At 49.2% G+C, this 13,529-nt stretch carries 15 protein-coding genes; 1 reads left to right on the forward strand and 14 read right to left on the reverse strand.

Annotation, left to right across the window (positions count from 1 at the left end; translation table 11 throughout):
• Nucleotides 1-3: 3 nt before the first annotated feature.
• The 12 genes from J2Z65_RS01975 to J2Z65_RS02030 form a co-directional block, all read right to left on the reverse strand.
• Nucleotides 4-1,167, reverse strand: coding sequence for a metallophosphoesterase (locus J2Z65_RS01975; protein ID WP_167064188.1), 1,164 nt, complete (start codon nt 1,165-1,167; stop codon nt 4-6).
• A gap of 24 nt (nt 1,168-1,191) precedes the next feature.
• On the reverse strand, nt 1,192-1,872 hold the full coding sequence (locus tag J2Z65_RS01980; RefSeq protein ID WP_167064185.1) for an SOS response-associated peptidase: 681 nt from the start codon (nt 1,870-1,872) through the stop codon (nt 1,192-1,194).
• A 167-nt stretch (nt 1,873-2,039) separates the two neighbouring features.
• On the reverse strand, nt 2,040-2,537 hold the full coding sequence (locus J2Z65_RS01985) for a YhjD family protein (RefSeq protein WP_167064182.1): 498 nt from the start codon (nt 2,535-2,537) through the stop codon (nt 2,040-2,042).
• Complete coding sequence (locus J2Z65_RS01990) at nt 2,534-3,802, reverse strand: DNA polymerase IV (protein WP_167064179.1); 1,269 nt, start codon at nt 3,800-3,802, stop codon at nt 2,534-2,536. Before J2Z65_RS01990 ends, J2Z65_RS01985 begins: the two co-directional genes overlap by 4 nt.
• Nucleotides 3,799-4,170 (reverse strand): YhjD family protein, encoded by a 372-nt coding sequence (locus J2Z65_RS01995; RefSeq protein ID WP_167064176.1) that lies wholly within the window; start codon nt 4,168-4,170, stop codon nt 3,799-3,801. Before J2Z65_RS01995 ends, J2Z65_RS01990 begins: the two co-directional genes overlap by 4 nt.
• 146 nt (nt 4,171-4,316) lie before the next feature.
• Nucleotides 4,317-4,604: a stage VI sporulation protein F gene (locus tag J2Z65_RS02000; protein WP_167064173.1), complete on the reverse strand. Its 288-nt coding sequence runs from the start codon at nt 4,602-4,604 to the stop codon at nt 4,317-4,319.
• A 61-nt stretch (nt 4,605-4,665) separates the two neighbouring features.
• On the reverse strand, nt 4,666-4,932 hold the full coding sequence (locus J2Z65_RS02005; RefSeq protein WP_145656647.1) for a DUF1294 domain-containing protein: 267 nt from the start codon (nt 4,930-4,932) through the stop codon (nt 4,666-4,668).
• A gap of 87 nt (nt 4,933-5,019) precedes the next feature.
• Nucleotides 5,020-6,339 (reverse strand): alpha-L-fucosidase, encoded by a 1,320-nt coding sequence (locus J2Z65_RS02010; RefSeq protein WP_167064170.1) that lies wholly within the window; start codon nt 6,337-6,339, stop codon nt 5,020-5,022.
• A gap of 288 nt (nt 6,340-6,627) precedes the next feature.
• Nucleotides 6,628-8,673 (reverse strand): ATP-dependent DNA helicase RecG, encoded by a 2,046-nt coding sequence (recG, locus tag J2Z65_RS02015; RefSeq protein ID WP_167064167.1) that lies wholly within the window; start codon nt 8,671-8,673, stop codon nt 6,628-6,630.
• A gap of 3 nt (nt 8,674-8,676) precedes the next feature.
• Nucleotides 8,677-9,534, reverse strand: coding sequence for a DegV family protein (locus J2Z65_RS02020; RefSeq protein WP_167064164.1), 858 nt, complete (start codon nt 9,532-9,534; stop codon nt 8,677-8,679).
• Between the two features lie 50 nt (nt 9,535-9,584).
• A complete protein-coding gene (locus J2Z65_RS02025; RefSeq protein ID WP_167064162.1) occupies nt 9,585-11,318 on the reverse strand; it encodes a DAK2 domain-containing protein in 1,734 nt (577 codons plus the stop codon).
• Nucleotides 11,319-11,347: 29 nt separating this feature from the next.
• On the reverse strand, nt 11,348-11,707 hold the full coding sequence (locus J2Z65_RS02030; protein WP_127452220.1) for an Asp23/Gls24 family envelope stress response protein: 360 nt from the start codon (nt 11,705-11,707) through the stop codon (nt 11,348-11,350).
• A gap of 341 nt (nt 11,708-12,048) precedes the next feature.
• Here J2Z65_RS02030 and rpmB point away from each other — a divergent pair, with 341 nt between their 5' ends.
• Complete coding sequence (gene rpmB / locus J2Z65_RS02035) at nt 12,049-12,237, forward strand: 50S ribosomal protein L28 (RefSeq protein ID WP_127452218.1); 189 nt, start codon at nt 12,049-12,051, stop codon at nt 12,235-12,237.
• A gap of 95 nt (nt 12,238-12,332) precedes the next feature.
• On the opposite strand, the gene spoVM is transcribed toward rpmB, so the two are convergent.
• Both spoVM and rpe read right to left on the reverse strand, forming a co-directional pair.
• The gene (gene spoVM, locus J2Z65_RS02040) at nt 12,333-12,413 is read right to left on the reverse strand and encodes a stage V sporulation protein SpoVM (protein WP_014652194.1); all 81 of its coding nucleotides are present in this window, start codon (nt 12,411-12,413) and stop codon (nt 12,333-12,335) included.
• Between the two features lie 463 nt (nt 12,414-12,876).
• Entirely contained in the window at nt 12,877-13,527 is a 651-nt protein-coding gene (gene rpe, locus J2Z65_RS02045) for a ribulose-phosphate 3-epimerase (protein WP_167064159.1), read from the reverse strand.
• Nucleotides 13,528-13,529: the final 2 nt, after the last annotated feature.

A 13,529-nucleotide genomic window follows, 5' to 3' on the forward strand; every position in this document is an offset into this window, starting at 1 on the left:
AGGCTACTCCTCTTTTCTCTCGTTGCTTTTAAATTGAATGATAAGCTCAATAATTTCCGACCGGCTCCCTATACGAATCGGCGGCCCCCATGTACCGAAGCCTGAAGAAACAATCGCGTGCAGATTTCCCTTTCGCAAATACCCCCAATCAAGCTCAAAGAGCCTTCTTGTAATGAGGTGGTTCGGACTGATTTGACCTCTGTGCGTATGTCCTGAAAGCATGACATCAGCACCCGCTTCTTCTGCTTTATCTAGGTGGTATGGTTGATGGTCCATGACAATAATAGGCTGACCGAGATCTGTTCCCTCCAGCAGAGCCGTAAGTCCTTTTCGCCCTTCAGCCGTTCGTTCGGAAGCCTTGTCTTTTCGCCCTACGATGTACAACCGTTCTTGGATATGCACGGTTTCGTCCATGAGTACACGAATACCAATTTTGTCCATCTGTTCCACGAAGGCAGGGATATGACCGCCTATGTATTCATGATTGCCTAGTACGGCATAAATCCCAAGGGGAGCTTGCAATTCTCGCATTGTGCTACCCATATCATAACGGATAAACGGTTTAATATCATCGTCAATAACGTCTCCTGGCAAAAGAATCAAATCCGGCTTTAATTGATTAACACGCTTCACCAGCTTTCGCAGATGACGATTACCCACTATGGAACCTAAGTGAATGTCAGAGGCGACGGCGATGCGCAGCTGCTCCCAGTCGCCTGCTTTTTTCGGAATCGTAATCTCATACTTTCTTAGAATCGGACTTCTTGCATTATAGGAGCCAAGAATCATGACAATAGCGATAATCCCTGTATCTATCCACCCAAGAAGCGGAATGTACGTACTTGCAGATACGGATGCCAGATGAAGAACGCCTACGATCAGGTCTGTCAGCGGCAGCAGCAAAAAACCGAACTGCATGATGGCTAACCAGTAAGAACCAATAATTTTTAATACTCTGGACACCCCTGCCGGCAGTACTTTAGAACCGGCCCATGCTAATAGATAAGACAAGGCGATAATCCAGAAGACAACCCAATATATACCTGGCTGAAACCAAGAACCTAGCTGGTTTGACAAAAAAACCTGACCATGCCAGCCAATGTAACCGTTCAGACCAAAAATAATGGCAAATATGAGGGTGATGCTTAGAACCGTGCGTGTTTTCATTTTACCTCTCCTATTCTTTCTACCCTACAGCAACAAGCTTAAAGGCTCTATGCATAACTCATCATCATTGCGCACATTCCCCACTCGGCTAGACACGGGGTACGCATACATGCCATCCGATGGATAGGGTTTCAGCAGCGGGCGGAGTATATCCGTGTTCGTAATGCTGCGATTGAGCCAAACCTCTTCCGCTTCCCGCTGTAAGATAACCGGCATGCGTTCATGAATATCGGCCATCAATTCGTTCGCTTCTGTTGTAATTACGGTGCAGGTAGATATGCGCGTGCCATCCGGAGATGTCCAAGTGTCATACAAGCCTGCCATACTAAAGATCTCTTTGCTGCGAAGCATAATTCGCATAGGCTGCTTCTGTTTCCCAGTCCCCTTCCAATCATAGAAGGAATCCGCCGGAATCAAGCACCGTTTACGCTCAAACGGCTTGCGGAATGCAGGCTTGTCCGCAAGCGTTTCTGCCCGCGCATTGAGCATCTGAAAGCCTAGCTTCTCATCTTTCGCCCATTCCGGAACGAGTCCCCACCGCAGCTCGCCAAGTTTATTTTTCTCGCCGTCATGCACAATTGCCATGACTTGCTGCCCCGGCGCCACATTATATTTTGGGCTGTATCTCGCAGGATATTTGTAGTAGATGTCATACCGCAGCATAAGTTCCTCTAATGTCACGGTAATTGTGTAGCGTCCGCACATGGCTGCACATCCTTTGCCTGATATTTCCTAATTGGATTTTCCCGCTGTCCGAGTTGCTGTTCCTCTTCTCCATTATGTGAAAAAGAGATACGCACGTCAATTCGCACAGCCCGAGGAGTCATTCTCCATCGGGCTGCGATTGCGCTTTATGTGTGTTTTGCCGTGGCCTACGTTCTGTGTTCATCAGATTTTCTGTACATACTTGCCAGCAACTGATCAATGTATCTGGCTGTTCGCACGCTCATTTCGGCACGCATGTAGTCTTTGGCAATGATGAGCGAATCCTCATGTCCGCGGCAAACATAACGATAATGAATGCCTCGGTCATTCTTTTCTTCTTCGATTAATTGAATGCTTCTGTTCATCATTTTCGTTTTCGTTTCACTTATATCGACTTGAATTTGGGCGGCAAGCGCGTGAGCGACGCGTGAATAGAGTTGTCGAAGCGTTTCGGCGGATCTTTCTATTTCAACGGCCTTTCTTTTGATCATCCCATGCATCAGGGGCAGCAGCACGTAATCCCTCATAATCCCAATGTCCTCCGCTGTAGGACGATTTGCCGGGACAGGCTTACCGCTGCGCAGATTTTGCAGCGCTTCCCGATGCTGAGGAAGCATCATCCTACTGGATTCCCACAGACCGTTTTTTTCCAGTTTCTTGCTCATTTATAGTGCCCCCCGATTTTGAGCGCCCTGTTCTGTGCTTGACCGGCTGTCGTGAGCGAGGAAGCCCGCACAATCGCTGCGTTGCCGAATCGGTTCTTGATGCTGTCCGTGACTTTCTCAAGCGCCCTCGCCTTGACCTGATCCTCAAAAAGCGTAAGCTGGTATGTGTCATCGTCAACAAACTGGCTTAGCATCACACCAGCGCGGCGGACGGGCATCGTGTCCCAAAACTTGTAGAACAGCCTTTTGACGGCTTGAAATACTGTTCCAGTATGATTCGTAGGGTCCGGCATCTTCATTTGGCGAGAAAAGCCTGTGGGGGCGTCAAAGGGACTGCACATACAGCTAACGGTAACAATGGATGCCATATACCCCTTGCGCCGGCAATCGCGGCACACCTCCTCGGTAAGCTCGAGCAGGATCGTATCCACCTCAGAAGACTCCGCATAATCTCTAGGGAGAGTCATCATATGGCCAATAGACTTCGGAGGCGTATCGAACGTACCGGGGGTAACCGGACTATCATCCAACCCATTGGCCGTTCGCCACATCACTTCCGCGTGAATATCCGATTGTTTGCCAAAGCGTGCCCGGAATTTGTCCTTAAGCACCGGCAGCGGCGTTTTTGCCACATCACCGATTGTATACATGCCCAGCCTGGCAAAATGCGCGGTCATGCGCGAGCCGACACCAAACATTTTACTTACAGGCTCCTTCCATAAGTTCTCCTCTACGGCTGATGGAAGCAGCGTGAAGATGCCGCTGGCATTCTTTTTAGCCCAAATGTCAGTTGCGATCTTCGCCAAAATTTTATTGGAGCTAATGCCTATGCGGACCTTAACTCCCGTTTGCTGCAGCACCTTTTGCTGGATTGTCATCGCAATCGTATCCGGGTCTCCGAAAATAGGCAAGCTTGCCGTAACATCCAGAAACTGCTCATCAATACTGAAAACCTCAACAAGATCGGTAAATTCTTCATATATTTTGGTGATCATAAGTGAAACATCAATGTAATGCTGCATCCGCGGACGCATAACGACCAGATCAGGGCATTTCTTGAGCGCTTCACCCAGCCGCTCGGCCGTTGAAACACCATACTTTTTGGCAATGGGACAAGCAGCAAGAATAATGCCAGATCTCATGGCAGGGTCCCCTGCTACCGCTACCGGTTTATCCCTACAGCCCGGATGATCCGCTTTCTCCACGCTTGCGTAGAAGCTCTGACAGTCCGCTAGGAATATCGTCCGCTCCTTTCCTTTGCTCACCGTAATCCCCCCCGCATATTCATCAGCGTAGTCATCAGTTCTGCCTTGACTAAGCTGCGAAGCATCGTGAAATGATGGATATAGCCTCGGACTTTGTACTCTACGTTAATACCTAATGAATTCATTTCGGTATGAATCACTTTAATATCCCTTTTCTTCATAACTCTTTTAATGCTCTGTAATTGAGGATAAATGGCGGTTTCCACCTCTCTAAGATAAAAAAGAATATGATTGTACACAATTTTATCCTTATAAACCTTGAGTTCCTCCATATCTCTTGCCAACATATCGAGCAAAATAGGCAGCAACGTGTATTCCTTAATAATTTGAACATCCTCTTCTGTCTCAATTCTTGCATGAATACTCATATTTCCCACCACCATATGCGAACATATATTCGTGTTACTTATTATATACCGAACACGTATTCGTTATGCAAGTGATTTTTTTAGGAAGTAAAAAAATACCACCTGACAGGTCGTTTGGACCTTACAGGCGGTATTTGGGGTCTGGCTTATCGAAACATGGACCATAGTTTGATCAAGTGAAAGGTATTGGAAGGATCGATTTTTTGGGCAAGAATAAACTCCAGCATTTGATTCGCTTGGCTTCCAGTCAGCTTCTCGCCAAGAATTCCGGTGGCAAGTCCGATAAGGCGCGTGACCTTCGTACGATTTTGCAAATCAGCCTTCGTAACACCTTGGAGCAGCATTTTTATGCGCTCTTTGATCTCTGGATTTCTTAATTTGAACTTGACTCGCTCAATCAACGCAGGATCGATGCCGTACTGTTGATAACTCATGTTCGTACCTCCGATATCCCGTCATGCTTCTATACATATGAGGGAACGAACACAAACTTGACTACATATAAATGGCGATCAGAATGACGCATATGCAATTTAGCGCAACAAGCAGCGGCATGCCTATTACGAAAGAGGTATGCTTGGTCTTATGCCGCCAAACCCGCATGCCGAGCCAGCCGCCGATCCCGCCACCAAGCGCAGCGAACATAAAAAGCCGTTTCTCAGGGACTCTGCGTCCGCCTTTTTTGGCTTGTCCCTTGTCGTGTCCCATTTCTATGAAGGTAATGATATTCATCAGCAGTAAATATACAAGAAAATAAGTCAAATTCGGTGCACCTTCGTTTCCAAAATAATAATAAGACTACTATTATCTTAAAATCGAATGCGGGCGCGGTCAATTCTTTATTTTAAATTACAATAACTCCAACTCTATAACCGTTGTTCTCTTATCCGGCATCGGATAGCTGAAATGCTCCGGTCTGGCGAAACTTACGAACGCGTCGTTCGGATACTGAGCAGCGCTCCAAGGGCGGCCTAGGAAGAGCTCGGAACCATCGGATAGCAGCCTTGCTTTCTTCACCTTACCTGCCAACCCATTCAGGTTAATGGGGCCTACGCTTTCCTCAAATAAGTGGGCATACAGCAAATTTCCCTTTTGCGTATATCTGCCCCATTCAGGCTTCGGCCAATCGGATTGCCCGCAGCCGTAAATGCTGTTCCCATTTTTCTGAATCCAGTCACCGATCTCCGTCAAAATGTCCAGTGTCTCCTTCGGAATCTCGCCGAGCGTGTTAGGACCCACATTCAAGAGCAGATTCCCATTTTTACTGACACACTCCACCAGCTTCCTGATAACGGTAGTTGGGGATTTATATTGGAAATCCTGGGCTGCGTACCCCCAATTATTATTCAGCGTGATACAAGCCTCCCATGGTATCGGATTGCCCTCGTGATCCGTCACGCCTTGGGGTGGAATGATTTGTTCCGGCGAGGCAAAGTCACCCGAATAGCTCAGCGGATTGTTCGTGAAAATACTTCCGCCTTCTTCGCCGCTTGCGTCCAATCGGTTGTCTACAATGATATGGGGCTGCAAAGATCGGATCGTCGTCATCAGCTCTGTGGCTTTCCATGTCTCCCCTTTCATCTGATCATAGGAGAAGTCAAACCACATAATATCCAGCTTGCCATAGTTCGTCAGCAGTTCTTTGACTTGCCCGTGCATATACTGCAGATATCGATCGAAAGTCTCCGGATTTCGTGTGTAGCTCTCATTATCCCGCATTGGATGAATGCGATCGCCATAGGCCGGATAATCTTCATGATGCCAATCGATTAACGAATAATAGAGCCCCACCTTCAAGCCCTCCGCCCGGAACGCTTCAAGAAATTCGCGCACCAAGTCTCGTCCGGCCCGTGTATTCGTCGATTTATAGGCCGTGAGAGCGCTATCGAACAAACAAAAACCGTCATGATGTTTAGCCGTCAATACCGCATATTTCATACCCGCTTGCTTCGCCGCACGCGCCCATGCCTTAGGATCATAACGCACTGGATCAAATTCATCATAATACGTCTGATAGTCCTCTACCGAAATACGCTCAACGCTTCGCACCCACTCCCCTCTAGCCGGAATTGCATACAGTCCCCAATGAATAAACATACCGAATCGATCTTGCAGAAACCACTGCGTACGTTCTGTTCGTTCTTGAATAATCGGATGATGGTTGGTCATTTCTTACACACCTTTCGCCATTATAATGAAATGCGTGCTCCAAGTCCTCTTTCGAACTGTGAGTCTACTTAACCTCTACGTTTTATTCTACTAAGCCTGTACCGTAATAAACAGGTACGAAACTAACCTCAATTAGGATATAATTAACATTCTGCCTACGACACGACATGTAGGGATAAATCTGCGTGAGTATAAAAAAAATACGCAGCAAAAAACGCTAGGATCAACGACTGATAGTTGTCATCAGTCCATCCTAGCGTTTTGTTCGTTATCAGTCGTCCGATTCGATTAATCCAGCACTTCGCTATCGAAAATATGAGCACGCTCTAAGTAAGCTCTCAGCGGCATGAAGGAAGCCCCGGTCCAAAACGAGGAATCGCCGACGAGTTCGGCGGCATCATCGCGCGCCTGCTCCATGACCTCGAAATCCGCCATCATGTCAGCAACGCGGAACTCCGGAAGCCCGCTCTGCTTCGTGCCGAAGAAGTCCCCCGGCCCGCGCAGCTCCAGATCGCGCCGAGCGATCTCAAAGCCGTCCGAGGTGTCGGTCATCGCCTTCATGCGCTCTTTGCCGACCTCCGTCTTCGGGTCGGCGATGAGCACGCAGAAGGACTGGTGCTCGCCGCGTCCAACCCGCCCGCGCAGCTGATGCAGCTGCGACAGGCCGAAACGGTCCGCATCGTAGATCACCATCAGCGTGGCGTTCGGTACGTCCACGCCAACCTCGATAACCGTGGTCGACACCAGCGTCTCCACGGCCCCTTCCTTGAATGCGCGCATGATCGCTTCCTTCTCCTGCGCGCTCATCCGCCCGTGCAGCAGACCGATCCGCATATGCGGGAAGTGCTGCTGCAGCTGAATTTGGACGTCGATGGCATTCTGCACGTCCAGCTTGTCCGACTCTTCGATGAGCGGACAAATCACATAAGCCTGCCGTCCTGCCGCCACCTCACGCTGGATGAAACCAAGCACACGCTCCAGCATAGCATGCTGGACGGCATACGTCTTGATCGGCTTACGCCCTTTCGGCAGCTCGCGCAGCGTCGACACATCCATGTCGCCGAAAGCTGTAATCGCCAGCGTTCGCGGTATTGGTGTTGCCGTCATCGTCAGCACGTCGGGGTTCATCCCCTTGCGCCGCAAAATGCTGCGCTGATTCACCCCGAAGCGGTGCTGCTCGTCCGTCACGACCAGCCCCAGCTGGCGGAAGTAAACATCCTCTTGAATGAGTGCGTGCGTACCGACCAACACGTCAATCATGCCCATCTGCAAGGATGCGAGCAGATCCCGCCGCTGGCGGTCCGTCGAGCTGCCCGTAAGCAGCGCAACCTGCAGCCCGTAGGGCTCGAACAAGCGGTCGAGCGAGCTCTTGTGCTGCTCGGCTAGGATCTCAGTCGGCACCATCAACGCGCCTTGGTAGCCAGCCTTGACTGTCGCGTAGAGGCCTATGGCCGCGACGATCGTCTTCCCAGCACCGACATCGCCTTGCAGCAGTCGGTTCATGCTGTACGGCTCCTGCATATCGTGCAGGATCTCGCCCACGACCTTCTTCTGCGACTCCGTCAGCTGGAAGGGAAGTGCGCGCACGAAGGCGCGAACAGCAGGCAGATCCACCTGCTGCTTCACCCCGTCCGCGCGGCTGCGCGTCACGGCGCGGTAAGCCTGCAGCTTGAGCTGGAATAGGAACAGCTCCTCATACACCATGCGCCTGCGCGCCTGCTTGCCTTCCTCCACGCCGCTCGGCGTGTGGATGACTGCCAGCGCCTTGCTGCGCGGCATAAACCCGTACCTGCCGGTAAGTCCGGCCGGCAGCACTTCACTGACCATAGCGCTGTATTGCGTCAGCGCTTGCTGAATAGCCTTACGCATCCACTTTTGCGTAATGGAGCCAGCAACCGAGTAGACCGGCTGTATGGTGCCGGTATTCGAATCGCCTTGTCCGGGAAACTCCGAATCGGACACGCTCATTTGCCTGCGCTTGCCATCCCATTTACCCGTCAGAATAATCTCCTGCTGCGGCCGCAAGCGGTCCTTCAAAAAGTGGCGGTTAAACCATACCGCCGTCAGCAGAAAATCATCGACCATCACCTTGCAGGATAGTCGCGATTTGCCGCTGTAACGCTGAAGCACCGGCTCCCCGATGATATATCCTTTCACTGTGACACGGTCGCCGTCCTTTACACTGGCGATATCGCGCACTGTGTAATCCTCATACCGGAATGGCACATACTCCAGTAAATCCATAACCGTAAAAATGCCCATGGCGTTCAGCTCAAGTGCCTTTTGAGCGCCGACTCCATGGACTTCGCGTACTACAACTTGATTTAATTCCATCGTTTACACCGTACTGACGAATGCTGCGATAGTACCGGGCCCGGCGTGTGCGCCAATGACAGGTCCCAGTGTGATATAGTCCACTTGCTGCACCCCAAATTGCTGCATAATGGCTTCTCGCAGCAGCTCCGCACCTTCCAAATTGTTTGCATGGGCAATATGTAATTGGGGAATGCTGCGATCCGGCACATCGGCCGCGAGCAGTTCCAGAATGCGCGCTATCGCTTTCTTTTGACCCCGAACCTTATCGATAGCCGCTACTTCACCCTCTCGATCTATGGAGAGAATAGGCTTAATATTCAGCAAAGAACCGAATAGCGCGGACGCTTTGCCGATTCTTCCGCCTTTTTGCAGAAATTCAAGCGTATCTACTAGGAAGTATATGTAAAAGTTCTCTCTCATTGTTTGTACGAGGTCGATAATCTCAGCCGCGCTTTTCCCTGTCTTGGCTGCTTTAGCGGCAGCTGCAACCAGTGCACCTATACCGTAGGAAGCAGAGCGGGAATCGTACACATGAACCTTGTCCGCATGCTCCTCCAGCATTGTGGAGGCCAGTAAAGCTGATTGGTAAGTCCCGCTCAGAGCGGAAGATAAATGAATGGAAATAATTTCGGTATCCGGCTCTTCCAGCAATTCCTGATATAAGTCCAGAAACTCCGCAGGAGACGGTTGTGAAGTTCTGGGAAAATGAGGTGACGAGATCAGCTTAGGATAAAATTCCTCCGAGCTCAGCGTCACCGTATCTAAATATTGCTCGTCTCCAAAATGAATTTTGAGCGGCACCATCTCAATGTTAAGTTCTTTCCTAAGTGCCAATGGTATATCGGCCGTGCTGTCCGTTACAATACGAATCGTTGTCAACAGGACTCACTCCATTTCCCGAAATTAATCACCCTCTCGGGGATGATCATTTACTCTACAGAGAACAGGTACGCGTACAAAGGCTGTCCGCCAGGATGAAGCTCGACTTCAATCTCCGGATAAACCGCCTCAATGAAAGCCTCCAGCTCATCTGTCTCATCTTCTACGGCATCTTCGCCGGTGAGGATTGTCACGATCTCGCTGCCTTCATCAATCATTTCTTCGAGCAGCTTTTTACAAGCATCCATCAGACTTGGCTGTGAAGACACAATCCGGCCATCTTGAATACCGATGAAATGCCCTTGCTTGATGTCAATGCCGTCCATATTCGTATCACGCACAGCGTAAGTCACTTGCCCGGACTTAACGCGGCGAAGAGATTCTTGCATCGCTTCCGTGTTCGTCTTGGCATCGGCTTTCTCTTGAAACGCCAGAATAGCTGCAAGACCTTGTGGAATCGATTTCGATGGAATGACAATCAAGGTTTTGTCGACCAAATCAGCAGCTTGCTGCGCCGCCAGAATAATGTTGGAGTTGTTCGGCAGCACATAGATTGTTTCCGCATCAATGCTGTTAACCGCATTCACGATATCCTCTGTGCTTGGATTCATCGTCTGTCCGCCGGACAACACGACATCGACGCCTACGCTCGACAAAATTTCCGTAATGCCCTCTCCCAAAGCAACCGCAACGAAACCATACGGTTTGGCAGGTGCTGCCGCCGCAACAGTTGTCAGCACAGGAGTTTCGTACCCTTCCGTGGTCATGTCTTCCAATATATGTGAATGCTGATCGCGCATATTTTCAATTTTGATGCGGCTCAAAGCGCCGTAATTCATCGCTTGATTCATGACTTCCCCGGGATATTCGGCGTGGATATGCACTTTCACCAGTTCGTCATCGGCGACCACGAGCAAAGAATCCCCGAGTTTGCCGAGCTGCTCGCGAAACTTATCTTCGTCGAAAACAAGTCCCTTCACCTTGCCAGGTGCGATCGTCAGCATAAATTCTGTGCAATATCCAAATTCGATATCTTCTGTAGCGATGTGTGCTTGCGCTGGAAGATGGGCGTGTACTTCTTTCGCGAGATTCAGGCCTGGAACAACGGAAACCGTATCTAACCTTGTATCCATCATCGCATAGTCTTCCTCCACTTGAACCAGACCGCCGTTTAACGCGGTGACAAAGCCTTCATACACGCAGACAAGCCCTTGACCGCCTGCATCTACTACCCCAACCTGCTTGAGCACAGCGAGCTGCTCAGGCGTTCTGGCGAGGGCTTCCTTCGCCTTGCTCAAAACCTCCAGCATAAGATCGAGTAAATCGCCTCCGCGTCTATACTGCGTGGCATGTTTAGCTGCTTCTTTGGATACCGTCAAAATCGTGCCTTCTACCGGCTTTACAACAGCCTTGTAAGCTGTCTCTACCCCTTGCTGCAACGCAGCCGCGAATTGCTGTGCATTCACATTCTCGAGATCGTGCACATGCTTCGCGAATCCGCGAAACAGCTGTGACAGAATAACCCCTGAGTTTCCTCTGGCGCCCATCAGTAACCCTTTGGACAATGCATCAGCTGCTTTCCCAATATGAGAGGATGGCTTCTTTTTTAGTTCCTCACAACCTGCGGTGAGTGTTAAATTCATGTTGGTGCCGGTATCTCCGTCGGGTACAGGGAAAACATTCAATCCATTAACCTTGTCTACATTTCTGCGAAGGTTATCCGCACCCGCCAAGACCATGGCAGTGAAGTCATTTCCATTTATTGAAATAAAGCGCTTACTCAAAGTGATTCCCCTTCCTGGTTATCGGGCTTTTATTTAGCTACACGAACGCCTTGAACAAAAATGTTCACATCATCCACATGAAGCCCTACGACATCGTTCAAAATATATTTGACTTTCGTTTGGACATTGCCGGCAACTACGGATATTTTGGTTCCATAGCTGACAATAATATAAAGATCAATTTCGAGTCGCCCGTTCTCCCGACGAACTTCGACACCGCGGCTTAAATTGTCCCGGCCTAACAACTCTGCTATTCCGTCTTTCAATTGCTTTCTGGTTGCCATGCCAACAAGTCCATAACAATCTAACGCAGCGGATCCCGCCAGAGTTGAAATCACTTCATTGGTAATATACACTTTTCCAAACTCGGTTGTGAGTTCAATTGGCATTATTTAACAACTCCTTCATGTTTCACTTTAGCAAGATCTAACTTTGTAAGTATTCCCTTTTCTGCTTTGCTTTAGCAAAATCGACTTCAATCGTAAACCATTATGTATTCGAAAAGGTGGGCTAATCTTCATTGTACTATAACATACTTCATAAATAAACGGCAAAAATGAAGGTAATTCGTTGACTCTCCTCCTTTTGCTATGCTATTATGTTTAAGTATGTTTTTGCTGGTTATTATAAGAATCGCAACAAGCAAAGTCTAAATTTGAGGAAAGCTGTCATGTCAAGCTTAGGCTTGCCACCCAGGCTGCTTTGTATACTGCCGAAGGAGGTGTCAAACATGTCCCGCAAATGTTTCGTTACAGGTAAAAGTCCTAAATCAGGAAACCACGTGTCCCACGCTAACAATAAAAACAAGCGTACTTGGGGAGTTAACGTTCAAAAGGTTCGCATCCTCGTTGATGGTAAACCAAAACGGGTTTACGTAAGTGCTCGTGCGTTGAAATCCGGTAAAGTGGCTCGCGTTTAATTTTCGGATACTTATACTTATGTAAAAGACAAAAAGCACCTTATCGGTGCTTTTTTTGCATTTCTGGGAATTGGACTTCGTATGGGTCAGCCTACTTAGTTTTTGCTAAACGTATTAAGTACAGCTTTCACGAATCCACCCAAAAATTTCGGTAGTTTGATTGTGTAGAACTTCATTCTCTACCCCTCCTTAGAGTTTCGCCAGTATACGGACGCATGCCCGAAGACTGACTTCGACTTCGTGAGCACTAACATCATTACAACAGTATATGCCCCGGCCGTGAAAAAGTACCTTCTATTTTACTTTCTCCGATCTGTTCGCTTCCAGAAAGCAAAAAAAGCTACAAGAGCGCGTCGCTCTTGTAACTATATGTATGCAGCTATGGTGCAGTTATACCCATCTGCGTGTATAGCGCATAAATTAAGCTGAACAGGAAATATAAGACCACTGCAATCACAATAAACCAAATCCGAAACCCAAGCCCCTCAAACCGGCGGAAAAATCGCATCCCTAAATACAAGGCCCCAAGTGAAAAAATATACTTCGTGAAATCGTGTATGTTGGAAAAGCAGGCTAGAAGCACAGCACAAACCAGACTGTACAAAAACAGCCAGAGAAATCTCATTGTCCCGCTCCCCTCTACCCGCGAATCCGTCTGATTGCGTCGGCGCGGTCGGCCTGTCCGAATACGGCATTGCCAGCTACGAGCACGTCGGCCCCCGCTTCGGTCACCTGACGGGCCGTCACTTCGTTAATACCGCCGTCAACCTCGATGTGAAGCCCGCTCAGCCCCTTGGCGTTCGCTTGCTCGCGCAGAGCGCGAATTTTGCTTAGCATGCCGGGAATGAACGCTTGTCCGCCGAAGCCTGGATTGACGGTCATAATGAGGACCAGATCCAGATGCTCATCGAGCACATGTTCAATAAGCGAAATCGGGGTTGCAGGATTAAGCACAACCCCCGCTTTGATGCCGCTTTGCTTAATCAAATGGAGCGTCCGGTGCAGATGCGTACAGGCCTCCACATGGACAGATATCAGGTCAGCGCCCGCTTTAATAAAGTCAGGAATATAACGGTCAGGCTGCTCAATCATCAAATGGACGTCGAGCGGCAGTTTCGTCACTGGACGAATCGCGTCAACAACAAGTGGGCCAATCGTGATATTCGGCACGAAATGGCCGTCCATGACATCTACATGGATCCAATCTGCCCCGCCAAGCTCGACATCTTTAATCTCTTCACCAAGCTTAGCGAAGTTGGCTGATAAAATAGAAGGTGCTACATGTACCATCC

This window comes from Paenibacillus aceris (genome assembly GCF_017874035.1).
Lineage (GTDB): Bacteria > Bacillota > Bacilli > Paenibacillales > NBRC-103111 > Paenibacillus_E > Paenibacillus_E aceris.